Origin of the sequence: Pseudoxanthomonas daejeonensis (assembly GCF_022637495.1) — a bacterium.
Classification (GTDB): domain Bacteria; phylum Pseudomonadota; class Gammaproteobacteria; order Xanthomonadales; family Xanthomonadaceae; genus Pseudoxanthomonas; species Pseudoxanthomonas daejeonensis.
This window is the reverse complement of the sequence record NZ_CP093331.1, coordinates 2,018,391-2,042,330: the sequence shown is the minus strand read 5'-3', so window position 1 is coordinate 2,042,330 and position 23,940 is coordinate 2,018,391. Positions and strand designations below refer to the sequence as shown.

The 23,940-nt window shown below is 68.8% G+C and carries 23 protein-coding genes; 12 read left to right on the top strand and 11 right to left on the bottom strand.

Features of this window, described 5'->3' with window-relative positions:
- Window positions 1–13: 13 nt before the first annotated feature.
- The 6 genes from MNQ95_RS09225 to MNQ95_RS09200 all read left to right on the top strand — a co-directional run bounded on the left by MNQ95_RS09225 (window position 14) and on the right by MNQ95_RS09200 (window position 6,235).
- Window positions 14–1,714 carry an aspartate:alanine exchanger family transporter gene (locus MNQ95_RS09225; RefSeq protein WP_241952679.1) on the top strand — a complete coding sequence of 567 codons (1,701 nt, stop codon included), beginning with the start codon at window positions 14–16 and terminating at the stop codon, window positions 1,712–1,714.
- Between the two features lie 24 nt (window positions 1,715–1,738).
- Window positions 1,739–3,142 carry an OprD family outer membrane porin gene (locus MNQ95_RS09220; protein WP_241952678.1) on the top strand — a complete coding sequence of 468 codons (1,404 nt, stop codon included), beginning with the start codon at window positions 1,739–1,741 and terminating at the stop codon, window positions 3,140–3,142.
- 19 nt (window positions 3,143–3,161) lie between these two features.
- Complete coding sequence (locus MNQ95_RS09215) at window positions 3,162–4,850, top strand: aspartate-alanine antiporter-like transporter (protein ID WP_162408502.1); 1,689 nt, start codon at window positions 3,162–3,164, stop codon at window positions 4,848–4,850.
- 141 nt (window positions 4,851–4,991) lie between these two features.
- Window positions 4,992–5,282, top strand: coding sequence for a hypothetical protein (locus MNQ95_RS09210; protein ID WP_162408503.1), 291 nt, complete (start codon window positions 4,992–4,994; stop codon window positions 5,280–5,282).
- Complete coding sequence (locus MNQ95_RS09205) at window positions 5,279–5,473, top strand: hypothetical protein (RefSeq protein WP_162408504.1); 195 nt, start codon at window positions 5,279–5,281, stop codon at window positions 5,471–5,473. Before MNQ95_RS09210 ends, MNQ95_RS09205 begins: the two co-directional genes overlap by 4 nt.
- A gap of 30 nt (window positions 5,474–5,503) precedes the next feature.
- Window positions 5,504–6,235 (top strand): DUF72 domain-containing protein, encoded by a 732-nt coding sequence (locus MNQ95_RS09200; RefSeq protein ID WP_162408505.1) that lies wholly within the window; start codon window positions 5,504–5,506, stop codon window positions 6,233–6,235.
- Window positions 6,236–6,310: 75 nt separating this feature from the next.
- Here the strand turns inward: MNQ95_RS09200 and MNQ95_RS09195 are convergent, their stop codons facing one another.
- The 11 genes from MNQ95_RS09195 to MNQ95_RS09145 all read right to left on the bottom strand — a co-directional run bounded on the left by MNQ95_RS09195 (window position 6,311) and on the right by MNQ95_RS09145 (window position 17,476).
- The gene (locus MNQ95_RS09195) at window positions 6,311–6,916 is read right to left on the bottom strand and encodes a DUF4142 domain-containing protein (protein ID WP_162408506.1); all 606 of its coding nucleotides are present in this window, start codon (window positions 6,914–6,916) and stop codon (window positions 6,311–6,313) included.
- 249 nt (window positions 6,917–7,165) lie between these two features.
- Window positions 7,166–7,717: a hypothetical protein gene (locus MNQ95_RS09190; protein WP_241952677.1), complete on the bottom strand. Its 552-nt coding sequence runs from the start codon at window positions 7,715–7,717 to the stop codon at window positions 7,166–7,168.
- Between the two features lie 168 nt (window positions 7,718–7,885).
- Window positions 7,886–8,368, bottom strand: coding sequence for a hypothetical protein (locus tag MNQ95_RS09185; RefSeq protein ID WP_162408508.1), 483 nt, complete (start codon window positions 8,366–8,368; stop codon window positions 7,886–7,888).
- Window positions 8,369–8,480: 112 nt separating this feature from the next.
- Window positions 8,481–9,209: an HAD family hydrolase gene (locus tag MNQ95_RS09180; RefSeq protein WP_162408509.1), complete on the bottom strand. Its 729-nt coding sequence runs from the start codon at window positions 9,207–9,209 to the stop codon at window positions 8,481–8,483.
- Between the two features lie 138 nt (window positions 9,210–9,347).
- A complete protein-coding gene (locus MNQ95_RS09175) occupies window positions 9,348–9,716 on the bottom strand; it encodes an EF-hand domain-containing protein (protein ID WP_162408510.1) in 369 nt (122 codons plus the stop codon).
- 232 nt (window positions 9,717–9,948) lie between these two features.
- The gene (locus tag MNQ95_RS09170) at window positions 9,949–10,329 is read right to left on the bottom strand and encodes a hypothetical protein (RefSeq protein WP_162408511.1); all 381 of its coding nucleotides are present in this window, start codon (window positions 10,327–10,329) and stop codon (window positions 9,949–9,951) included.
- A gap of 73 nt (window positions 10,330–10,402) precedes the next feature.
- Window positions 10,403–10,594 (bottom strand): CPXCG motif-containing cysteine-rich protein, encoded by a 192-nt coding sequence (locus tag MNQ95_RS09165; protein ID WP_241952676.1) that lies wholly within the window; start codon window positions 10,592–10,594, stop codon window positions 10,403–10,405.
- Window positions 10,594–11,343 (bottom strand): M15 family metallopeptidase, encoded by a 750-nt coding sequence (locus tag MNQ95_RS09160; protein ID WP_241952675.1) that lies wholly within the window; start codon window positions 11,341–11,343, stop codon window positions 10,594–10,596. Before MNQ95_RS09160 ends, MNQ95_RS09165 begins: the two co-directional genes overlap by 1 nt.
- The gene (locus tag MNQ95_RS09155; RefSeq protein WP_241952674.1) at window positions 11,330–12,895 is read right to left on the bottom strand and encodes a serine hydrolase domain-containing protein; all 1,566 of its coding nucleotides are present in this window, start codon (window positions 12,893–12,895) and stop codon (window positions 11,330–11,332) included. The genes MNQ95_RS09160 and MNQ95_RS09155 overlap by 14 nt, the downstream gene beginning before the upstream one ends.
- 79 nt (window positions 12,896–12,974) lie before the next feature.
- Window positions 12,975–16,010: a TonB-dependent receptor gene (locus MNQ95_RS09150; protein WP_162408515.1), complete on the bottom strand. Its 3,036-nt coding sequence runs from the start codon at window positions 16,008–16,010 to the stop codon at window positions 12,975–12,977.
- Complete coding sequence (locus MNQ95_RS09145) at window positions 16,007–17,476, bottom strand: transglutaminase-like domain-containing protein (protein WP_241952673.1); 1,470 nt, start codon at window positions 17,474–17,476, stop codon at window positions 16,007–16,009. The genes MNQ95_RS09150 and MNQ95_RS09145 overlap by 4 nt, the downstream gene beginning before the upstream one ends.
- Window positions 17,477–17,714: 238 nt before the next feature.
- Between MNQ95_RS09145 and MNQ95_RS09140 the strand changes: the two genes are divergently transcribed.
- The 6 genes from MNQ95_RS09140 (at window position 17,715) to MNQ95_RS09115 (ending at window position 23,910) form a co-directional block, all read left to right on the top strand.
- Window positions 17,715–19,169 (top strand): C40 family peptidase, encoded by a 1,455-nt coding sequence (locus MNQ95_RS09140; protein WP_425605661.1) that lies wholly within the window; start codon window positions 17,715–17,717, stop codon window positions 19,167–19,169.
- Window positions 19,166–20,263 carry a dipeptide epimerase gene (locus MNQ95_RS09135; RefSeq protein ID WP_241952672.1) on the top strand — a complete coding sequence of 366 codons (1,098 nt, stop codon included), beginning with the start codon at window positions 19,166–19,168 and terminating at the stop codon, window positions 20,261–20,263. Before MNQ95_RS09140 ends, MNQ95_RS09135 begins: the two co-directional genes overlap by 4 nt.
- A gap of 47 nt (window positions 20,264–20,310) precedes the next feature.
- On the top strand, window positions 20,311–21,159 hold the full coding sequence (locus MNQ95_RS09130; RefSeq protein ID WP_162408553.1) for a MurR/RpiR family transcriptional regulator: 849 nt from the start codon (window positions 20,311–20,313) through the stop codon (window positions 21,157–21,159).
- A gap of 24 nt (window positions 21,160–21,183) precedes the next feature.
- Window positions 21,184–22,026, top strand: coding sequence for a L,D-transpeptidase family protein (locus tag MNQ95_RS09125; protein ID WP_162408518.1), 843 nt, complete (start codon window positions 21,184–21,186; stop codon window positions 22,024–22,026).
- Window positions 22,023–23,282, top strand: coding sequence for a dicarboxylate/amino acid:cation symporter (locus MNQ95_RS09120; protein WP_162408519.1), 1,260 nt, complete (start codon window positions 22,023–22,025; stop codon window positions 23,280–23,282). The genes MNQ95_RS09125 and MNQ95_RS09120 overlap by 4 nt, the downstream gene beginning before the upstream one ends.
- Window positions 23,283–23,412: 130 nt before the next feature.
- Window positions 23,413–23,910 carry a hypothetical protein gene (locus MNQ95_RS09115; RefSeq protein WP_241952671.1) on the top strand — a complete coding sequence of 166 codons (498 nt, stop codon included), beginning with the start codon at window positions 23,413–23,415 and terminating at the stop codon, window positions 23,908–23,910.
- The last annotated feature ends 30 nt before the right edge of the window (window positions 23,911–23,940 follow it).

Below are 23,940 nucleotides of genomic sequence, written 5' to 3'. Positions count from 1 at the left end.
CGGAGACGCTGTCATGCAGGCTTTCTTCCAGTTCCTGGCCGACAACCCGTACATCCTGCTGTTCTTCACGGTGGGCATGGCGGTGGTGGTCGGCAAATTCGCGGTCAAGGGTTACGGGCTGGGCATGGTCGCCGCGGCGATCGTGGTCGGCGCGGGCCTGGCCACCTGGGCGTCGGTGTACGGCGTCAAGATGCAGCTCGACAACTTCGCCAAGTCGCTCTTCTATTACCTGTTCATGTACGGCGTCGGCCTGCGCGTGGGCCCGGCGTTCTTCAACGCGCTGAAGAAGGACGGCATCACCTTCACCATCCTCGCCGTGATCTGCTCGTTCCTCGGCCTGGGCCTGGTGGTGCTGATGTCCGGCTGGCTGGACCTGCCCGCCGGCGCCGCCGGTGGCGTGCTGGCCGGTTCGCAGACCATGTCCGCGGCGATCGGCACGGCGGAGATGGCCGTCACCCAGGGCGCCTACAAGCTGCCCGAGGGAACCACCGCCGAACAGGTGTCGGGCATGATCGCGCTGGGCTACGGCGTGACCTACATCTGGGGCACGATCGGCATCATCCTGGTCTGCAAGTACCTGCCGCGCTGGTGGGGCGTGGACGCGCGCAAGGCGGCCAAGGAGTACGAGCTGGCCCATGGCGTCAAGAACGTCGACGACGCCGCGCTGACCGGTTACCGCGGTGGTGGCCTGCGTGCCTACCGGCTCGAGAACCCGGCGACCGCCGGGCAGAGCATCGCCCAGTTCCGCAGCAAGTATCCGCAGTACCGAATCGTCAACATCCGTCGCGGCGAGGAATCGCTGGGCGCTGATCCAGGACTGCTGCTGCAGACCGGTGACGTACTCGCGCTGGGTGGCAAGCTGAGCGACCTGACCGAGAACCTGGGCCTGATCGGCGCCGAGGTCGACGATCCCAAGGCCCTGTCGGTCCCGCTGGACCAGGCCGAGATCGTGGTGACCGAGAAGGACGCGGTCGGCAAGCCGCTGAGCGCGCTGGCCGCCGAAGACTTCGCCGGCCAGCTGCAGGTCACCCGCATGGAGCGTTCGGGCGAACCCTTCCCGGTCGGCCGTGACACCGAGCTCAAGCGGTTCGACGTGCTCCACGTGACCGGCCTCAAGGGTGCGGTGGACAAGGCCGCCGGCCTGCTCGGCAAGATCGCCCGGCCTAGCACGTCCACCGACCTGCTGACCCTGTCCGGGGGCATGGTGCTGGGCCTGCTGATCGGCAAGATCAACGTGCCGGTGGGCGACTTCAGCGTGGGCCTGGGCAATGCCGGTGGCCTGCTGCTGTCGGGCATCTTCGTGTCCTCGCTGGTGTCGCGGCTGCGCTTCTTCGGCAGCACGCCGAATGCGGCGCGCAACATCCTCGAGGACCTGGGCCTGGTGACCTTCATCGCCATCGTCGGCATCAACGCCGGTGCCACCCTGCTCGAGCAGCTCACCGGCACGATAGCGCTGAAGATCTTCCTGGCCGGCTTCGTCGCCAGCACGATCCCGCCGTTCGTCACCTGGGCGGTCGGCTACCACATCTTCAAGATCAACCCGGCGGTGCTGATGGGCGGCGTGGCGGGTTCGCGTTCGCACTCCGGGCCGGCACGCGAGGCATCCAAGGAGATCGACAGCAGCGTGCCGTGGGTCGGCTTCCCGGTCGGCTACGCGATCTCCGGCGTGCTGTACACGGTGTTCGGCTACTTCGCGATGGTGCTCTCGCAGTAACCGCTGCGAGACGAGGAGAACGACATGGACATCAGGCTGAACCCGAAACGGCGCCACAGGGGATCGGCGCTCCTCGTCACCACGGCCGGCTGCCTGCTCGCAGGCAGCCTGGCCGCACCGGGCCTGGCATTCGCCCAGGCTGCACCGCAGGAACCGGTCCGCGAGGAACTCGAAGCGCTCGATGACATGGACCTGGCGCCGAACTCGGTCGAGCAGGGCCAGACACCGCTGGACCAGAGCTTCGGCCCTTCGCGGCAGGAATGGATCCGCGAAACCCGGCGCAAGGCCTTCGAGGACACCAAGTTCGACGTGCAGGCGCGCACCTTCTACCTGGACCGCGACAAGTACGACAACAGCGAGATGGAAGCCTGGGCGCTGGGCGGATCGGCCGGCCTGAAGACCGGCTATTTCCGCGAGATCTTCGCGTTCGGCGCCACCGGCTACACCTCGCAGAAGCTGTACGGCCCCGACGACAAGGACGGCACCGGCCTGCTCGCCCCCGGGCAGGAGGGCTACACGGTGCTGGGCGAGGTCTACGGCGAGTTCCTGCTCAACCAGGACACGCGCCTGACCCTGGGCCGGCGCGCGTTCGACACGCCGTACATCAACAAGAACGACGCGCGGATGACGCCCAACACCTTCCAGGCTGCCGTTGTGCAGGGCCTGTACGGCGACAAGGACAGCGGGGAATGGCGGGTCGGTGGCGGCTACGTCGACAAGATCAAGGAACGCACCTCCGAGGACTTCGTGTCCATGGCCAAGGATGCCGGCGCGCCGGCCGGGGTCGAGCGCGGCGTCTATACGGCAGGTGCGAACTACGCGCTGGGTGACCTCTCCGTCGGTGCGATCGGCTACTACAGCGATGACATCATCGGCATCTTCTACACCGAGGCCAAGTACGCCTTCGCCCTGTCCGACGACTGGAAGCTGCGCACCGCCCTGCAGTACAGCGACCAGTCCAGCAACGGCGACCAGCTGCTCAAGGGAAGGAGCTTCGACTCCAACCAGTGGGGCGCCAAGGCCGAAGTGGTCAACGGCGGCGCGCTGTTCACCGTCGCCTACACCGATGCCGGCGGCAACGCCAACATGCAGAACCCCTGGAGCGGCTACCCCGGCTACACCAGCGTGCAGGTGGAGGATTTCAACCGCGATGGCGAATCGGCATGGATGGTGCGCGCCGGCTACGACTTCGCCTCGGTCAAGGGCCTGGGCGTCTACGCCCTGTACGTGGACGGAAGCGACCCAGCTTCGCCGACCGACTACGCGCGCGAGGAGGCCGACTTCAACGTGCAGTGGAAAGCGTCGGAAGGCGTGCTGAAGGGGTTGATGGTCCGCCTGCGCTACGCCCAGGTTTCGCAGGCCGATCCGGCCAGCGACGACCTGAAGGACCTGCGCATCATGGTCTTCTACGACCCGCCATCGCTCTGACCACGCCGGGGAGGCGCACATGGAGTGGATGACCGCACTGCTGTCGCGCAACCCGGAGCTGGGCGTGTACCTGGCGCTGGCGCTCGGCTACTGGGTCGGCGCACGCAGGATCTTCGGCTTCACCCTCGGCGGCGTCACCGGCTCTTTGCTGGCCGGCATGGTGCTGGGCATCCTGTTCGAGGTGCCGGTCTCGTCCACCGCCAAGTCGGTGGTGTTCCTGCTGTTCCTGTTCGGAATCGGCTACGAGGTCGGTCCACGGTTCGTCTCGGCGATGAAAGGCGACGGCTGGCGTTTCGCCGCGCTGGGTGTGTTCATGCCCGTCGTCGGCCTGCTGGCCGCCTGGGCGGTCGCCAGCGCGCTGGGACTCAATCCGGGCCTGGCCGCGGGCATGCTCTCGGGCGCACTGACCGAATCGCCGGCGATGGGCACCGCGGCCGAGGCGATCCGCGCCCTGCCGCTGGACGAGGCCACCCGGCAGATGTACGAGGCGCACATCGGCGTAGCCGACGCGCTGTGCTACGTGACCGGGGCGCTCGGGGTGATCCTCACCTGCACCGTGATCGGTCCGGCGCTGTTGCGCGTGGACCTGGCCAAGGAAGCGCTGGAACTCGAGGCGCAGTACGGAATCGTGCGCGTGCGCAGCGGCGTCGCATCGGCCTGGCAACCGTTCGAGACCCGCGCCTACCGGGTGGGTACCAGCGCGGCGATCGTCGGTCGCAGCGTCGCCCAGGCCGAGGGCCTCGCTGAAGGCATGCGCCTGTTCATCCACCGGATCAGGCGCCAGGGCGAACTGGTCGAGCCGACGTCGGACACGCTGATCGAGGCCGATGACCTGCTCGCGATCAGTGGCCGCCGCGAGGTGCTGGTCGCCTATGTCGGCGAGCGCGCCGACGAGATCGACGACCAGCCGCTGCTCGACGTGGCGACGGCTGTGCACGAAGTGTTCGTCAGCCGATCCGACTGGATCGACCGCCCGCTGGAGGAGATCGCCGCCGACGACGATGCGCGCGCGGTGTTCCTGGGCCGGATCATGCGTCGCGGCCAGCAGATCCCGATCGGCACGCGCACCACGCTGGAACGGGGCGATGTCGTGCAGCTCACCGGGCCCGAGCCCGCGGTCCAGCGCGCCGCCGCGCGCCTGGGCGAGATCCTGCATCCCACCGACGCCACCGACTTCGTCACCGTCGGCTTCGCGATCTTCGCCGGCGCCCTGTTCGGCGTGCTCGCCGCGGTTCCGGTGGGCGACATCAAGGTCACCATCGGCACCAGCGTGGGCACGCTGCTGGCGGGCATCGTCACCGGCCACCTGCGCGCGCGGCGGCCGCTGTTCGGCCGCGTGCCCGACAGCGCGGTCAAGTTCATGCAGTCGTTTGGCCTCGCCGGATTCGTGGCAATGGTCGGGCTTGGCGCCGGACCGCACTTCGTCCCGGCGGTGAAGGAGTCGGGTATCGGCCTGCTGCTGGGCGGCGCAGTGGTGACGATGGCGCCTTTGCTGGCCGGGCTCTGGTTCGGCCGCAAGGTCCTGAAGATCCATCCGATCCTGCTGCTGGGCGCGATCTCCGGCGCGCAGACGTTCACCGCCGCACTGGCCGCCTTGCAGGAGAAGAGCGGCAGCTCGATCGCGGTGATCGGCTACTCCGGATCGGTCGCCATCGCGCACGTGTTCCTCACCACCTGGGGCACGGTGATCGTGCTGTTGATGGTCTAGCCGCACGCCGCGCGGGAGCCTCCCGCCGATGGCTCGTCCTTCCCGCCCCATGACGCACGCGCAGCCGGCGCGCTCCTGTTGACGCCGCGACCACGGCTACGCGTGGCAGGCTGGGCAGCCAGACACTGCATCGCGAACGCCATGATCGATGCCATCGGATGGGCCGCCTCCATCATCCTGCTCGCCACCCTGGTGCGGCAGATCGTCAAGCAGGCCGGCAACAGCGACGGCGAAGGCGTCTCGACCTGGCTGTTCCTCGGACAGGCCACCGCTTCGGCGCTGTTCGTGGTCTACGCGGTGCTGCTGGGCAACTGGGTCTTCATCGTGACCAACAGCTGCCTGCTGCTGACTGCCCTGGCCGGGCAGTGGATCAGCTTCCGGCGTCGCAGGCAGGGCACGCATGCGCACGGATCCTCGCGGAGCACGACATGACACCTCTGGACAAACCCCTGCGGCGCGAGCTCGAGATCGGCGGCCAGCTGTACACGCTGGTCGTGGATCCCGAGCAACTCAGCCTGGTCAGGAAGGGTCATCGCAAGGGGCTGGTACTGCGATGGGCGGAGCTGGTGAGTGGCGATGCCGCGCTGGCGACCGCGCTGCAGGCCTCGCTGGACCACCCCTGACGCGACTGCCGACTCCGGGACGACGCTGCGATGCGCAAGGTGCTCGTGGGATGCGCGGGATGGTCGATTCCGGCCCCGTACCGCGACCGGTTCGCCGATGGGGAAAGCGTGCTGGCGCGCTACGCCTCCCGCTTTTCCGTGGTGGAGATCAACTCCTCGTTCTATCGTCCGCACCAGCCTTCGACCTATGCCCGCTGGGCGGCCAGCGTCCCGCGCGGCTTCCGCTTCTCGGTGAAGATGCCGAAGGAGATTTCGCACGAACTCGCGCTTCGTCGCTGCGGCCCGGCGCTCGATGCGTTCCTGGCGCAGTCGGGGGCGCTGGGTTCGAAGCTGGGGGGCTACCTGCTTCAGCTGCCCCCGGGGCAGGTGTTCGAGATGCGCACCGCATCGACCTTCTTCCGCATGTTCCGTCGTCGCACCGATGCCCCGCTGGCGTGCGAAGCCAGGAACCTGAGCTGGTTCTCGCCGGCCGCCAGCGAACTTTTCGCCCTGCATGCCGTCGGGCGGGTCGACGCGGACCCTCGGGTGGGCGACAACGACCATGAGATGGATACCCGCTCCGCATGGCCGTACTGGCGATGGCACGGGGCGCCGCGGATCTACTACAGCGCGTATTCCGACGAACAGCTGCAGGCCCTGGCCGCATCCCTGCGCGCCCTCCCCGATGCACGCAGGCCAGCCTGGGTGATCTTCGACAACACCGCCCATGGTTTCGCGACGGCCAACGCCCTCAGGCTGCAGGCGCTGCTCGAGGGACCGTGAGCGGGCGGGCCGTAAGCGGGACGAGCCGTGAGCGGGACGACAGCCGCGTCCCGCACGGGGAACCCCGACTGCGACCTACCCGCCCGTGGCCGCCCGCAAGGCTTCCGCCTGTTTCAGGTGGTTGGCGACGTGCTCGCGGGCAACTACGAGGTGCGCCTTCACTTCCGGCCGCGTGGCCGACGGGATCAGCCTGGAATCGAGCACGTCGAGCGCTTCGGCATGCCCTTTCACCATGGCGTCGACGTAGGCCTTCGCATAGCCGTCGCCGGCCACGCGGTCGAGCGCCGCCAGCTCCTGCTCGCCCTTGCTCCGCTGCGCCACGGCTTCCGGCGCGTTCTCGTCCGGACCCAGCGCAGTCGTCTTGCTCCTGTTCTCGCCGTGCTGGTCGATCATCATCTGCGCGTAGGCGGCGACGTCCCCCTTCACGCCCTTGGCGAGCGCCTGCTGGCCGGCGGCGATCTCGTGGCTGTTGATGGCGTTGAGCACCGCCAACGCCGCGCCTTCGTCGGACGTGGCGGCACCTGGTCCCGCGGCGTCGCCCGCGGAGTCCGCAGGAGCCGGTTCCGGCTGGGTCGAGGCGGCTCTTTCGGCCCCGGTCAGGCGGTCGTCATCCCGCTGGCAGCCGACAAGGCCTGATGTCCCCAGTGCGATGACGGCCAGAGCAAGCAGATTCGATTTCATGGCGCTCTCCTCGAAAAGGCCGGAGCACCCATGCCATGGCAGCCATCGGGACACAAAGGCCAGATCTTCTGTATGCCCACGGAACGGGGCACGCGCCACGCTAGGCCCTTCGCTGTTGGCAGCGTGTCCAACCGCGATGAAATCGGTGTTCAGGCCCTCGGCGCTGCAACGGTGCGCATCATTGCAGGGACAAGGACATGCGACGCCCTGCAAGGCGCGTCCGGCAACACGCCGCTTCGAACTGATCGGCTAACGCCCGGCCTTGGTTTCGGCCTCGGCCCGCTTGCGCAGCGCGCGGGTCAACGCCGGGTCCGGTTGCAGTGGGCGCGACCAGCGCCGGTAACTGTCGGCGAGCGACAAACGCAGCTGGCCATAAGCGGCCGAACCCGGGCGTGCATCGAATTCCGCGGCCACCGCCTCCCACGTCGCCTCCGCGCCGGCGCGGGTTCGCGCCCGCACGACACTGCGGCAGGTCGCTTCGGTGGCGTGGGCCAGGAAGCAGGCGAACCAGGCGTCGCCGCCGTGCCATCCCGGCTGCGCGAGCAGGCCGGACACGTAGGCGCGCGGCACCCCGGCATAGCGCTCGAGTTCGGCGGCGAAGGCGTCCGGGTAGCGCTCGGCGTAAAGATCGATGTCGGCCAGGCGGCCATCGAGCCAGGCATCACCGGTGGCGTGGACGCGCTGCACACCGGCAGCACCCGCATCGGGTGCGGGTGCGGTCGGCCCGGCAACTGCGTCGGCTGCCAGCACGACGACGAGGATGCACAAACAACGGCCTAGCAGGGCGCACGCGCGGTTCATGCGACGATTCTGCCGCAGCGAACCGCGGATGTCAGGTCGGCTCTGCTGCTGCCATCTTCTTCCCCGGCGGGTCGGGCGAGGCCCCCAGGCTTCCAGATACGACGAAGCCGGCCCTTCACCGGGACCGGCCCGTCGATTCTTCCAGTGCGAAGCGGCCAAGCCGGGCGATCAGTCGTCCCAGCCGCGCCCGCGATGCTTGTCGTGGCCATGGCCCTTCTTGCCCTTGCCACGGTTGTCGTAGTGGCGGCGGTCGTAGTCGCGGCGGTCATATCCGCGGCGATCGTCGTAGCTGACGCGGTACTGCGGCGGCGGCGCGTGGTGGTGGTGGCGCGGGGGCGCGTAGTAGCGCGGCGGCGCGGGGCGATAGACCACGACCGGACGCGGCGGCGGGCCGTAGCGGTAGTAGACCGGCCGGCGCCAGCGGTCGTACTCGACCACGACCGGCTGGTAATAGCCCTCGTCGTAGTAGTACGGGCGACCACTGCGGAAGATGAGGTCGGCGACGTCTACCAGCACGCGCACCTGCACGTCGGCGGCCTGCGCCTGGCGCGCGGGCAGCAGGGTGGCCGCACCGGCGAGGGCGGCGGCGAGCAAAGCGCCGCGCATCCAGGCGGAGCGGTTGGAGCGGGCGGTGGAGATAACGGCATTCATGGCAGCGCTCCTGTGTGGGTGACGTTGCGATGACGTTGCGATTTTCGTGGTGAACCGCGATTTAACCCGGACGCATGAAAACGTTACCGGCGGATCACGGCACGGCCGACATTCAGGTGCCGTTTCGCACAGCCGTCACGATTTCGCGGACGGCCTGCGGCAAATGCGCCGCCGATTCGACCGATCGGACGCGTGGATGCGCCTCGGCCAGGCCATGTTCGGCCTCGTGCGCCCAGGTCAGCGCGTAGGGCACATGCACGCCCCAGCCTCCCAGCCTGACCACCGGCTCGATATCCGAGCGCAACGAGTTGCCGACCATGATGAACTGCGAGGCGTCGATGCCGAACTCGCCCAGCACGCGCGCGTAGGTCGGCGGATCCTTCTCCGAGACGATCTCGATGCGCGGGAACAGGTCGGCCAGGCCGGAGCTGGCGATCTTGGATTCCTGGTGGAACAGGTCGCCCTTGGTGACCAGCACCACCGGCAGTTCGGCGGCGATCGCCGTCACCGCCTCGCGGATGCCTTCGATCAGTTCGACCGGATGCTGGAGCGTGGCGCGCCCGATCTCCACGACCTGCTGCAGGTCGCGCGCGGCGATGCGGCCATCGGTCAGCTCGATCGCCGCCTCGATCATCGACAGGGTCATGCCCTTCACCCCGTAGCCGAAAATCCTCAGGTTGCGGCGTTCGACTTCGAGAAGGTGGCGCAGCGTGCGCGCGTCGTGCAGGTCGATGTAGCGGCCAATGATCTCTTCGTACTGCTTCTCGGCGGTGCGGTAGTAGTCCTCGCTGCGCCAGAGGGTGTCGTCGCCGTCGAAGCCGACCAGGCGGATGTCGTGCATGTGGGAGGCCTTGTGGGCAAGCGGAGCGGCAGGATAGCAGCGCTGCGCTGGCGTGCCGCACAAGGCGGGAGCGGACCCGAAGGCCCGCTCCCGGTGCGACCGCCAGGCAGGCGTCGCGGCGGTTCGGCAGCGCCGTAGTTACTCCTTGGCCGCTTCGCTCTGCTGCTTCTGGACGAAGCCTCGATACTCGTCGGCCGTGAGTTCGCCATTGCCGTCGACGTCGGCCTGGGCGAAGACGTTGCTCAGGCCGGCGTGACGCTGCGATTCCGATTTGCTGAGGTTGCCGTTGCCATCGGCATCCAGGTCGGCCCAGCTCAGGCCCTGCCCCGCGGCGGAGGATCGTGCCGGCTGCTGTTCGGCAGCGCCGGTGGCTGGCGGCGCGCTGGTCGGCTCCTGCGATGTGGGCGGTGCCCGCTCAGTGGTGGGCGTGGCCTGCGCGAAGGCCAGCGGCGTGGCCGCCATGCCCAGGACGAGGAGGCCGGTAACGAGGTGGCGTGCGTTCTTCATGGTGTGCTCCTGCGGGGTGGAGTGTCGGTGAGTTGCACGCTGCATTCCGCCGCGGCAGTTCACGACACCGACCCTGCATCCCTGCGTATGAACCATCGATGCGCCTCGCACGGAGCTTGCACAGGCTCTTAACCACATCGCCGACGAATGCAGTTACCGCAACAGTTATCGATGCGTCAGCACGGAGTTATCCGCCGGTTCAAACGGAACCTGTATCCGGTTCCAGTGGCACTCAGTTCCCGCGGTCGGCGTGATGCGTGGCAAGACGCCCGCTGAACAACCACCAGCCCAGCACCGTTCCGGTCAGCGCGCCGATGATCTGCAACAGCACGCGGACGCCCAGGAAGTCCGGATCGTGGATACCGGCCAGCGCCAGCCGCGCATACAGCGGGGACTCGAGCCTGGAGATGCCCAGGTAGAACAGGTGCCAGCTGTCGATGCCTGCTGCGACAGCCACCGAGATCGCCGCACCCCAACCCACCGCATGGGCGATCGTGAGTCCGGCGCGGCGACACACCCAGGCCCACAGCGCGTACACCAGCACGCCGATCGCCAGGGCGATCAGTCCCGCTTCAAGGGCGCCGAGCAGGCCGGTATGCAATGACAGGTTCATCGGTCTGCGCCAGGAATCGAAGGCGACAGTCTAAACGGACAGCGGATGCGAACCCCCGCGACCCGGCCCAGGCTCAGGCTTCGTCCTCTCGCCGGGCCACGACGCGCGGCTCGTCCCCGGGACCGTCCACGCTGACGCTGATCGCGATCGGCCGGCAGCAGACCTGGCAGTCCTCGATGTAGTCCTGGTCGCCGGCGCTGTCGTCGACCGCCACGTCGATGCGCTCGCCGCAGTAGGGACACCGCAGCTCCCGCCAGCGCGTCATCAGCGCACCGGGAAGTCGTAGGCGGTGCCCGGATCGGGCTCCGGCTGCAGGGTGTAATGCCACCATTCCATCGGATGGTTGCGAAAGCCCTCCGCCGTCATCGCGTCGCGCAGGCGATGGCGGTTGGCGCGCTGCGCGCTGGTCGTGCCTGCTGCATCCGTATGCGCGGCCGGATCGAAGAAGTCGTAAGGCGTGCCCATGTCCAGCGGGGTGCAGCCCGCGGCGTCGCAGCGTTCCAGGGTCAGGTCCACCGTGGCCCCGCGGCTGTGCCCGGAGGTCTTGCCGATATAGCCCTGGGTCAACGCGGACTTGTCCACGTTCGGATACCAGCGCGCCTTCAGTGCGGGATCGTCGGGGGCGTCGATCCAGCGCATGAAGCTGGTCACCGAATGCGCGGGGCGGTAGCAATCATAGATGCGCAGGCCCAGACCCTCGGCGCGCAGCGTCGCCTGCACGCGGGCCAGGGCTTCGGCAACCGGCTGCAGCAGGTAGCAGTGGCCGGCCTCGTAACCCGGAACCACCGCGCCGGTGAAATTGTCGGTCCCGGCGTAGCGCATCTCCACGCTGATGCCGGGGGCCGCTTCGCGTATTTCGACCATGCCGGCCTGCGCGGCATCGGCGGCAGGCGACAGCACCGGAACCGCAGCCAGCGCGGGAATGGAGGCGAAGGCCAGTGCCAGCAGGCAGCCGGCGCGCAGCCCGCGTCGACGGGGATCCGGCGCCGGGCGGCGCGGCTCAGGGACAGTCACGTTGGCGGGTGAAGGCGAGATCGGCATAGTCGTAGCTGAAGTCCGCATCCGGATCGACGTGGGACAGGGTCAGGGTAGCGCCCTTGCCGGCGTCGCGGGAAGGCGGCTGCAGCCAGGCCTCCGCATCGACGCCGTCGTCGTCCCAGTCCACCAGCCAGCGCGCGCCGACCCGCATCAACCGGCCGCGCATCAGCGGCGAACGCGCCGACGCAAAAGCAATTCCATCCGAACGCGGGCAGATCGTCACCTCGCCGAACCACGGGTCGCGCCAGACGCCGGCCAGCGCGGCAGCTTCCTCGGCGGTTGCGGGACGGCGCGTGGAGGTGTCGGGCAGCGGCTGCGCTGCCGCGCGGCCTGCGCGCTCCTGGTCGAGCAGCGCGGCGTAGTGGGCCACGTCGTGGCCTGCATCCGCACCGATGGCCTGCTCCACCAGCACCTGGCCCAGCGCGGTGCGCGCGGCTTCGCCTTCGCCGTTGATCAGCATCACGATGCCGGTGCGCCGGTCGGGCAGCAGGATCACCGACGAGTACATGCCCGACAGCGTGCCGGTGTGCGCGACCTTCCATTCGCCCTGCACGTCGGACAGCCGCCAGCCGTAGCCATAGGCGGAGAAGTGGCTGTTGTCCCACTGGCGCATGCGCTCGCTCACCGGCATCGGCATGTGCGCGGTCCACACCGCGCGGCGCTGCGCCGGCGACAGCCAGGGGTGCTTGGGGTCCAGCCACATGCCGACCCACTTGAGCATGTCGTCCACGCCGCAGCGGATACCGCCGGCGGCCATCGAGGTGATGTCGGGTACGACCTCGCCGTCCTCGCGCACGGGGACATTCCGCCCGTCAACGCGGCGATGCGGCTGGGCGACGCTGCCGGCCTCGTCCAGGCGCCATTGGCCGACGCGGCATCCGTCCATGTCGAGCGGCTCGAACAGTTCGCGCCGGACCACCTCGTCGAACGGCATGCCCGCGGCCGCCGCGGCGACTTCGCCTGCGACCACGTACAGCAGGTTGTCGTACGCATAGCCGGAACGGAAACTGGTTACCGGCTTGAGATGCTGCAGGCCGGTGATGATGTCGGCGCGGGTGAAGCTGTTGGGTTCCGGCCACAGCATCAGGTCGCCCGCGCCCAGGCCCAGGCCGCTGTTGTGGACCAGCAGGTCGCGCACCTGCATGTTCGCGGTGACCCACGGGTCGTGCATCCGGAACTGCGGCAGGTACTTCGTCACCGGGTCGTCCCAGCGCAGCTTGCCCTGGTCGACCAGCCGCGCCAGCACGCCGGCGGTCATCGCCTTGGTGTTGGACGCGATCTTGAAAAGCGTGTCGGGAGCGACGGCCTGCCCGCTGCCGGCGGCCAGTTCGCCGCGTGTCTCGATGGCGACCACCCGGCCATCCTCGATCACGCCCACCGCGATCCCCGGCAATCCGTAGCGCTGCACGGTGTCGTCGACGGCGCGGGCGACCCGGGTGTGGTCGTCTGGCCCAGCGGCGTCCGCGTTCGCAGGCGCCAAAAGAAATGCGGCCGACAGGGCGGCCGCCAATGGGAGGGTACAACGCATGGTCAGGCTCCCCCGGCCGGAACCGTGCGCCGCGCGCCGGGCCGAGGCCCGTGCGCGCGACGCGCGATGCGGCGTCAGGTCAGAAGTTCCAGGTCAACACCAGCTGCGCATAGCGCGGCGACTGCCAGCGGGTGCCGGTGCCGAACAATCCGCGGGTGACGCCCGGACCCTTTTCGTAACGAGCCCGCTGATTGATCACTTCCTGCTCGTTGAGCAGGTTGTAGACCGAGAAGCGGATCCTCAAGTCGGTTTCCGGTGCCGGCAGGGTCCAGGTCACGCTGGCACCCCAGTCGTAGGTCCAGGGCATGCGGCCGAAGTCACCGCGGCCGGAGTACTCGAACACCCGCTGGCTCCAGTTGCCCGAGCAGTTCTGCACGCAATGCCAGAACGAGCCGCCGCCGGAGCCCTCGGTCACGAAGCTCGCCGCACCCAGGCTGTCGTTGGGCCACGCCACGCCCAGCGCGGTGATCGGGCCGCCGGACTGGGCGGTCAGGGTCGATCCGAACGACCACATCTCGTTGAGCTTGTAGGCGCCGCGCAACTTGATCTGGTGGCGGCGATCGTTGAACAGCGGACCGTAATCCTCGTTGTTGGCCGGGTGGTCCCAGTGCTGGACCATGCCGGTGTCTCCGTAGTTGGTGTCCGAGTTCACCGGGCCCTCGTGATTGCCCTCCGACTTGGACCACAGATACGACGCGTTGAACGCCCACTTGTCGTCCCACGCCCGATCGATCTGGAACTCGACCGCGGTATAGGTGCGCTTGGGATCGGAATAGCCGATTACCTCACCACTGCCGCCCTTGATGTAGCCATCGCTTGAGGTATCGATGGTGATCCATCCGTCCTGGGCGCAGCCCATGGCGGTGGTACCCCAGATGGTCAGCGGATCACCCGGGTTTCCGATCGGCCAAAGCGTGGAGGTCGGCCCGCACGGCGTGTGGTTGATGCGGATGTCGTCCATCGCATTGGGCATCCGCCGGTAGGTGGCGTTGACGCCCCACGACCATGCCTGGTTGATCATCTGCTGGAAGCCAAGGATCAGCTCGTCCTGGTACACCGCATCCATGTCGCGATCCACGCTCTGCCTCAGGTCGTCCACCGGCAGGTTGAAGGAATCGTCCACCGGGCCGATCTGCGCGCCCAGCACCGGCTGCATGTAGCTGGCACCGGTGATCGGGTTGGTGGAAGGATTCCAGCCACTGAGCGCATAGAAGGTGCGCTCGTCGATCAGGCCGCCGGCGAAGTTGTAGTTGATGATGTTGGTGACCGGCAGGTAGTAGCGGCCCAGATTGCCGAATACCTTGGTGGTGCCATCATCCTTCATGTCCCAAGAGAAGCCGACGCGCGGCGACACCAGGTTGTCCATCTTGATGAAGCTTTCGCCCGAGGCCGTCTTGTTGTCGAAGTTGTCCACGCGCAGCCCCAGGTTCAGCACCAGGCTGGGCGTCACGTTCCAGATGTCCTCGAGGTAGTACGCATTCGCGGTGGTCTCGAACACGCCGCCGTCGATGCGCCGGCGACCCATCACGATGGCGTCGACGCCGGCCGGGACGGTGGCACCGTTGTCCAGGATCGCCCCGGGCGTGGCACCGAACACCGTGTAGCGCATCATGGGCTCGCCCGGATAGCGCGTGGTGCGGTCGGTGGTCATCTCCTCGCTGTCGACGCCGAAGCGCAAGAGGTGGTCGCCGAGCGCCCACTCGAAGTCCAGTCGCCCGACCTTACGCTCGTCGTGGTGGTCCACCACCGAACTCGAAGTGCTCGGGTGGCAGCTGACCGCCGGCCGGCCCATCGCGACCCAGCGCGCGTTGTAGGTGCTGTCGACCAGAACCTGCGAGCACAGCTCGTCGGCCGGGGAGAACGCCAGGCCGCGGGTGCGGTTGATGCCGTACATGGCCTTGGCGGTGAAGTTCTCGCCGAAACGGCCAATGTAGGTCGCCGAACCGTTGGTGCCGCCGGACTGCGAGGTGGTCTCGCCGGTGAGGACGCCCTTCTGGCGAGTGGCGAAGTCGTAGGTCTGGACGGCGGTGTTGGTTTCGGCCTCGTCGGAGAAGGCGAGCAGCTCAAGACGGTGGTCGTCGTTGATGTTCCAGTCCAGCTTCGCGCCCCAGAAGCCGTCGCTGGATTCGCCATCGGACCAGCTGCTGCCGGCGGAGTTGGTGAAGCCGGCGTCGTTCTGCCGCTGCTCGTACATCGCGAACAGGAACAGGCGGTCCTTGATCAGAGGACCGGACGCCCAGGCGTTGGCCTTGATGAAGCTCGCGCGGTCGTGGCTGCCGCGGTAGGTGGCTGAGACGGGCACGCCGTCGCCATCGACCGCGTTGAAATAGTGGTCTTCCTTGGTGGATGCCAAGGCCGAGGGTTCGAACGTGAACTCCAGGCCACCCCGCAGCTCGTTGCTGCCCGAGCGCGTCACCGCGTTGATGACGCCGCCGGTGCTGCGGCCGAACTCGACCGAGTAGCCACCGGTCTTGACCTGGAACTCCTCGAAGAAGGCGAACGGCGCGGTCGAGAAGGACTGGCGGCGGTAGAAGTCGGTGACGTTCAGGCCGTTAATGAACACCGAGTTCTCGGCGACCGAGGAGCCGCCAAAGGACATGCCACCGAACGACGAGTTGCCTCCCACCACGCCGGGGGCCAGCATCGCCACTGCCGACAGGCTCTGTTCGACCGGCAGGCGCGCCAGCTCCTCGCGGTTGATGTTGGTCGCGACTTCGGTGGAGAACACGTCCACACGATTGATCACGCGCGAACCGACGACCTCGATCGTGTCGAGGTTGACCAGGCCGCCCTCGGCACCCAGGTTGACGCCGGTGGTGCCGCCCAGGGCGACGTTGACCGTGACTCCCTCGCCCACCGGCTGGCCATCACGAACCACCTGCAGGCGGTAGTCGCCCACCGGAAGCTGGGCCAGTCGATAGCTTCCGTTCGTCCCTACCGTGACCGTGCGGGTCGCGCCCGTGGCCGTGTTGGTGAGGGTGATCTGGTCACCGGCGCTCGCGCGACCGGCGACCGCACCGGTGGCGCTCTGTGCCATGGCCAACGGCGCCATCGCGCCGATACACGCACCCAGCGCCACGCAGAGCGCTGCTTTTCTGAAAGTCCTGCTGTTCATCCCCGTGTCTCTCCCACAGTGGTGTTGTTGTCGTTATCGCCCGCGCTGGCGGCATCATTGCCTGTTGGCAGCATCTGCCATTCGAACCGGTAGTCCCATTGGTCGAAATAGAGGTTCCCGCCACGCCATTCCGCTTCGCCGCGCTGTGAATCCACGGTCTCCGAGCGGAAGTGCTGCTTGGCCGGAACGAAGTCCCGCGAATAATCGTCGTTGAAGGCGATCCGGTACGCGTCCAGGCCGCCCAGGTAGAACCAGCGCAGCGCCGGGTCGTCGCTGGCGAGCTGGCCGGTGGTCACGTCCATCGGCACCCAGCCGTAGGGGGCCAGGTACAGCCAGCCCCAGTCGTGCATGTTGTCGTAGCCGACGGCGTCGTCCGAGTAGACCCAGCCGGACTGCCAGCGCGCCGGGATGCCGTTGAGCCGCAGCAAGGCCATCAGCAGCAGGGTCTGCTGGCCGCAGTCGGCGTGGCCGGCGTGCAGCGCGTAGTCGCTGATGTTGGTGATCGTCGAGTACTCGCGCGCGCCGGCCCACGGGATCCGGTCCACCGCTTCGAACAGCTTGCGCGAGACCAGGTACGGGTTGGTCTCCTCGCCGACGACCTTGGCCGAGAACGCGCGCAGTTCAGAGCTGAACACGATGTGCGGCGCCTGCTCGCGCAGGTACGGCGCCAGCGCCGGGTCATCGGGCGTGGCCCGCACGCGCTGCGGGTCGATGGCGAAATGGCGGCCGTACACGGTCAGCTCGTAACTGACCGAGAATTCGGTGGGCTGGCCGGCGACGGCGCTGCGCTCCATGTAGGCGGTGCGCTGCAGCGTGTCGGCCGGCGCGACCTGGCCACCGGCCGGCACGGTGCCGAGCAGGCCGATGTCCTGTTGCTGTCCTTCGATCGCGCGCGGATACGGGATCCAGGCGCGCACGGTCTCGCCGGCCGGTACCGCATCGGCGTCGACCACCAGCGACTGGGTCACCCGCAGGCGGCGCGGCGCCACGCTGGTGGCGCCGTCCCTGGCCGCAGCGACGACCTCGGCGTGATGCGCGTTGAGCTGTTCGTTCGGGCCTTCGCTGAAAGGCTTCACCGGCGGCGCGCGGCGCGCGGCCGCTTCAGGACTCAGCCGGTACAGGTTGGAGACCGCGCGCTTGAAATAGCGCGGCTGGCCGTCGATATCCATGCGCTCGACCAGGCCGGCGCGATCCCAGGCATCGAATTCGGCGTCGCGCAGGTCGGGGATGGACTTGCGCACCTGTGCCAGGGCCGCGGCGCGATCCAGGGTGAAATCCAGGCGGATGCGACGCATGCGTTCGCGCTCGAACCGCAACGCCTGCTGCTGTTCGACGGTCAGGTCAGCAGCGGCCAGCGCGGTGGCGATCGCGGATTCCGCACCACCGAAGTCGCCCCGGTCGACCTTCGAGGTCACCGCGTCCACGGCGCCAGCCGCCTTCGTCCCCGCGTGCGCGGTGGCGGCCATGCCCATCGCGAACAGGCAGAGCGCCGACCACGCGACACGCCGGCCCGGACATGCAAGGCGCGGCGGCAGGCGAAGTACTGGAGGCTGGCAACTGCGGACATCCACAACGACACTTCCCGGGTGCGGTGGTAACGCTGATGTAACACGCGCCCGGCAGCGGGTCAATAATTTATTCTTGACGCCGCGAATATTCGGAATAACTATTCTTCGCCATGCCTGCTGGGGAGGACCGGCGACCATGAACGCCGTGAACGCACTACCGATCGCTCCATCCCGTGTGGCCCACCGCCGCCTGGCCGCCGCCTGGTGGGCGGCATCGCTGCTTGCGCTGGCGATGCCGGCGCTGCCGGCGTTCGCGTCCGATGGCGATGCGCCGACCGCGGTCATCGAGGTCCGCCAGGCCGACCTGCTGCCGGAGCACTGGCTCGCACAGCTGCCTGCCCCTGACCGGGTGATCCTGGACCGTGCCGGCATCGCCGCGCAGAACGCGCGCATGCGCGCCGAAGACAAGTCGATCCACGACATCGCCGCCCTGCCCGACCCGCTGCCGCGTGCTTTCGTGCGCAGCCAGGTCGAGGCGCTCTCCGCGCCGCCGACCCGCGCGCTGTTCGACGTGCACGGCAAGCCGGTCGCGAAGAAGGAACTTGATGCACTGCAGCGCGCGCTTGCGCTGGAGGCGATCCCGGCCACGCAGCCGCTGCGCTACGGCCTGGTCGTGCACCGCGCCGCGCTGCGCGCCTTCCCCACCCGCCTGCGTGCGTTCAGCAGCGCCGGCGACACCGACATCGACCGCTTCCAGGAGTCGGCGCTGTTCCCCGGCGATGCGGTCGCGGTGCTGCACCGCAGCCGCGACGGCCAGTGGCTGTTCGTCGCCAGCGAACGCTATGCCGCCTGGATCGAGGCCGCGCACGTGGCGGTAGGCGATCGCGACACCGTCCTGGGCTATGCACAGCGCGCGCCGTACGTGGTCGTCACCGGCGCCACCGTGCGCACCACCTACACGCCCGAGGAACCGCGCGTGTCGGCGCTGCAGCTGGACATGGGCGTGCGCCTGCCGCTGCGCGCGGACTGGCCGCCGATGCAGGCGGTCAACGGCCAGCATCCGTATGCCTCGCATGTCGTCGACCTGCCGGTCCGCGAAGCCGACGGCCGCCTGGCGCTGGTGCCTGCGCTGATCCCGCGCTCGGCCGACGTATCCGACGACTACCTGCCGCTGACGGCCGCCAACCTGGTCCGCCAGTCGTTCAAGTTCCTCGGCGAGCGCTACGGCTGGGGCCACAGCTACGACGCCCGCGACTGCAGCGGCTTCGTCTCGGAGGTCTACCGCAGCTTCGGCGTCCTGGTCCCGCGCAATACCCGCGACCAGGCGATCAGCCCGGCGCTGGACCGGGTCGCCTTCGACGCCGGTGACAGCCGCGACCAGCGCATGGCCGCCGTCCGCGACCTCCAGATCGGCGACCTGGTCTACATCCCGGGCCACGTGATGATGGCCCTGGGCCACCAGCGCGGACTGGCCTTCATGATCCACGACACCAACGGCGGCAGCTGGCGCGGTGCCGATGGCACCCGCGTGCGCGCCGGGCTCAATGGCGTATCGGTCACCCCGCTCGAGCCGATGCTGTTCGGCGAGACCGAAACCTACGTCGACCGCATCACCAGCATCCAGAGGATCCGGCCGCGAGCCACCCCATGAAGATCACGGACATCGAACTCGGCATGCTGCGCGTGCCGCTGAAGACCCCGTTCAAGACCGCGCTGCGTACCGTCGACACGGTCGAGGACATCGTGGTGCTGGTGCGCACCGACACCGGCCATACCGGCCATGGCGAGGCGCCGGCCACCGCGGTGATCACCGGCGACACCCACGGCTCGATCATCGAAGCGATCGAGCGCTTCATCAAGCCGCGCCTGATCGGCCAGGAGATCGCCAACCTCAACCGGATCTGCGGGCTGATCCAGGGTTCGATGGAGCGCAACACCAGCGCCAAGGCGGCCGTGGAGATCGCCGTCTACGACCTATGGGCCCAGCTCTACGGCGCACCGCTTTACAAGATGCTCGGCGGCGGCGACCCGGTGATCACCACCGACATCACGATTAGCGTCGACCACATCGACAAGATGGTGGCCGACTCGATCGCCGCGGTCGAACGCGGCTTCGACTCGCTCAAGATCAAGGTCGGCAAGGACATCGGCCTGGACATCGAGCGGGTCAAGGCGATCCATGCCGCGGTCGAAGGGCGCGCCCTGCTGCGCCTGGATGCCAACCAGGGCTGGACGCCGAAGCAGGCCGTCTTCGCCATGCATGCGCTGGAACAGGCGGGCGTGCTGCTCGAACTGCTCGAACAGCCGGTCAAGGCCGCCGACATCGAGGGACTCAAGTACGTCACCGAGCGCGTGCACACCCCGGTCATGGCCGACGAGAGCGTGTTCGGCCCGGCCCAGGTGTTCGACCTGATCGAGCGCCGCGCCGCGGACATCATCAACATCAAGCTGATGAAGACCGGCGGCCTGTCCAACGCGATCCGGATCGCCGACATCGCCTCGCTGTACGGCGTGCAGTGCATGATCGGCTGCATGATCGAGTCGGCCATCTCGGTGGCCGCCGCCGTGCACCTGGCCGTGGCCAAGGCCGACACCATCACCAAGGTCGACCTGGACGGCCCGTCGCTGGGCCAGTTCAACCCGGTCGAGGGCGGGGTGATCTTCAACGAGTCGGAAATCACCATCACCGACGCGCCCGGGCTGGGGATCCGCGAGATCCGTGGCCTGGAGATGCTGGCGCGCTGACCCGCGCCGGTTGCCAGGTGCGCCCCGCCCGGATGAAGATCGCACCCATGCCGCCGCTGGTGAAAATCCGCTCCGAGCGTGACCACATGTCGGCGATCGAACGCCGCATCGCCGATTTCATACTCGAAAACGCCCACCTGCTGCGCGACTACTCCTCGCAGCAGCTGGCCAGCGCGCTGGGGATCAGCCAGTCCAGCGTGGTCAAGTTCAGCCAGAAGTTCGGCTTCCGCGGCTACCCCGACCTGAAGTTCAGCATCGTCCAGGCGGTGGCGCGCAACGGCGCCGACGCACCGGCGCTGGCGACCCCGGCCAGCGATGGCGACGAGTACACCCGGCTGGAAGAGGCCCTGCGCCGCAGCAAGGCCGCCGCCGAGGAAGAGACGCGCCTGCTCAATCCGCGCGAAGGCATCGAGCGGATCGTCGGACTGGTCGATGGCGCCGGCAAGGTGTTCGTCTGCGGCCTGGGCGACGACGGCCTGTTCGCACGCGAGTTCGGCATGCGCCTGTCCCTGCTGGGCGTGCTCACCGTGCACCACAACGATCCGATCCTGATGATGGCCAACCTGTCGGCGGCCGGCCCGGGCGACGTGCTGCTGCTGTTCTCCGAGTACGGCCAGCTGCCGCCGCTGTCGCAGATCAGCCGCCAGTTCCAGGCCTGCGAGGGCAAGGTGATCTCGATAACCCGGCACACCGCCAACCCGCTGCGCGCCCACGCCGATGCCGCGCTGGTCGTCTCGGCACACGATCCCTCGCCGCACGTGGAAGCCTTGCTGTACCGTTCCTCGCTGCAATACCTGCTCGACTTCCTGTTCGTGCTGCTGTGCCAGGCCAACCCGGACCGGCACCGCCAGCTCGGCATCAACCTCGAGCGCATCCGGCACCTGCTCGATACCTGACCCGAACGCTCCCGCGAGACCCGAATGCCCGCGACGCACGACGCGCCACCCCGCATTTCCCGCTTCGCCTGGCCCTTGCTGGCCACGCTCGGGCTGGCCTGCGCCATCGCCGCCCTGGCCGGGGAGTCCACCGGTGCGGCGACGCCGGACCCGCTGCGCGGCGCGCAGCAGCTGGTCCTGGTCACCACCGGCGACTGGGACGACAACGAAGGAACGCTGCGCCGCTTCGAACGCTCCAGCGACCAGGCGGCCTGGCAAGAAGTGGCGTCCTTCGACGTAAGCATCGGCCGCGCCGGCAGCGCCTGGGGTACCGGCCTGCATGCCGGGGCCGACGAGGACGACGGTCCGCGCAAGCGCGAAGGCGACGGACGCAGCCCGGCCGGCGTGTTCACCTTGGGCACCGCCTTCGGCTACGCGGGCGACGTCGCCACCGGACTGCCCTACCAGGCGATGGAAGGCAGCAGCTGGTGCATGGACGTCCCCGCCTCACCCCACTACAACCGGATCGTCGATGCACGCCAGGTCGGCGAGGCGGCCGTGCAGGGGTCCACCGAACCGATGCGGCTGGACCTGCACAAGAGCGGCGATCCGCGTTACCGCCTGGGCTTCGTGATCGGGCACAACCCGGACAACGTGCCGCAGGGCGGCAGCTGCATCTTCGCCCACCTGTGGCGCACACCCGGCGAGCCTACCGCCGGCTGCACCGCGATGGCCGACGCCGACATGGAAGCGATGCTGGAGTGGCTGGACGCCGACAAGGCGCCCCGTTTCGTCCTGCTGCCCGATGCGCAGTACGAGCGCCTGGCCGAACGCTGGCACTGGCCGGCATTGCCGGCCACGTCGAACGGCGCGGAGCCGGTCCGATGAGGTGGCCCGGCGCGACCGCGCGCGTACTGCTGGCCCTGGTCGCCGGCGCGATCGTCGGCCTGGCGCTGGCGCACTGGAATCCCGATGCGGCGGCCACCACCGCCGGCATCGCCCAGCCGATCGGCAAGCTGTGGCTGAGCGCCTTGCAGATGACCGTGGTCCCGCTGGTGCTGGCGCTGGTGATCCTCGGCGTGGCGACCGCATCCGACGCCGCCGCGTCCGGGCGCGTGGCGCGGCGGGCGATGGTCGTGTTCATCGCGATGCTGTCGTTCTTCGCCGGCTACGCGGCGCTGGTCGCGCCGGCACTGCTGTCGCTGGTACCACGCAGCGACGCGCTCACCGCCACGCTGCAGGCTTCGGCCACCGTGGCCGAGACCGGCGCCGCGCCGACACTGGCGCAGTGGATCGGCAATGTCATCCCGTCGAACGCGATCATGGCCGCCGCGCAAGGCGCGATGCTGCCGCTGGTGGTGTTCGCGCTGTTCTTCGGATTCGCCCTCACCCGCGTCGACGGCGAGCGCCGCGCGCAGGTGATCGGCCTGTGCCAGGGCATCGCCGACACGATGATCGTGATCGTGCATTGGGTCCTCCTGGCCGCGCCGGTGGGCGTGTTCGCGCTGATGCTGGCGGTATGCGCGCAGGCGGGGCTGGGCGTGGTCGGCGCGCTCGCCGGCTACATCATCCTGCAGTGCGCGATGTACCTCGGCGCGATCGCGATCTGCTACGCCCTGATCGCGGTGTTCGCGCGCCGTTCGCCGGCCGCGTTCGCCAGCGGCATTTTGCCGGCGCAGGTGGTGGCCGCCAGTACCCAGTCCTCGCTCGCCTCGCTGCCGGCGATGCTGGAGAGCGCGCGCGAGCGCCTGGGCCTGCCGCGCGCGGTCGCCGCGCTGGTCCTGCCGATGGCAGTGACCCTGTTCCGCATCACCAGCCCGATCCAGTACATGGTCGCCGCCTCGTTCGTGGCCTGGGCCTACGGCATCGAACTGAGCGCGGTGCAGCTGGCCGCCGGCGCCGCGCTGTCGGTGGTGATCAGCCTGGGTTCGGTCGGCCTTCCCGGGCAGGTCAGCTTCATGGCGACGGTCATGCCGGTGACCCAGTCGATGGGCCTGCCGGTGGAACCGCTGGGCCTGCTGCTGGCGGTGGACACCATCCCCGACGTGTTCGCCACCACCGGCAACGTCACCGGCGACCTCACCGCGACCGCGATCGTGGCCCGGCGCAGCCCGGAAGCGACCGATCCGCCGACCGCCGCCTGATCGTCCGCAGCTGGGCAACCCGGTGTCCGCCCGCGCCTGAATCCCCCCGCGCTGCGCTCACGTCCGGATCACCGCGCGCGCAGGACAGTGGCCGCCCCACAGTGACGGCCGCAGGCCGCTGGAGCGCGCGATGAAGACCCGACGCATCTACGCCACGCCCAACCTGGCGGCCGCGCACGCCGCGCTGGCGGCGGCGCGCGACACCGGCATCGAGCGCGACTCGCTTTCGCTGATCGCCCGCTCGGACATCGAGATGGACGCGGTCCCCGACGAGCTGCGCGAAGCACACACCGATATCGTGCCGGCCGCGTTGCGGGGCGCCGCGGGCGGCGGCGCCGTGGGACTGGTCGCGGGCCTGGTCGCGGTCGCGGTTCCGCCGCTGGGAATCACCCTGGCCGGCGCCGGAGTGATGGCTGCGGTGGGCGCACTGGTCGGCAGCTGGTCGTCCGCACTGGTCGGCGCCAGCGTGCCGGATCCGGTCCGTCGCCAGTTCGAGGAAACGATCGAGACGGGGCAGATCCTGCTGGTCATCGATGCAGAGGACGACGCCCTGCATCGCGCCGAGGCGGCCGTGCTGCGGGCAGGCGCCTCGCCACTTCCCTACGAAGCAGCCACGGCGGTCAGCTGACGGCGTGTCGCCCGGAACGTGAACGCACGC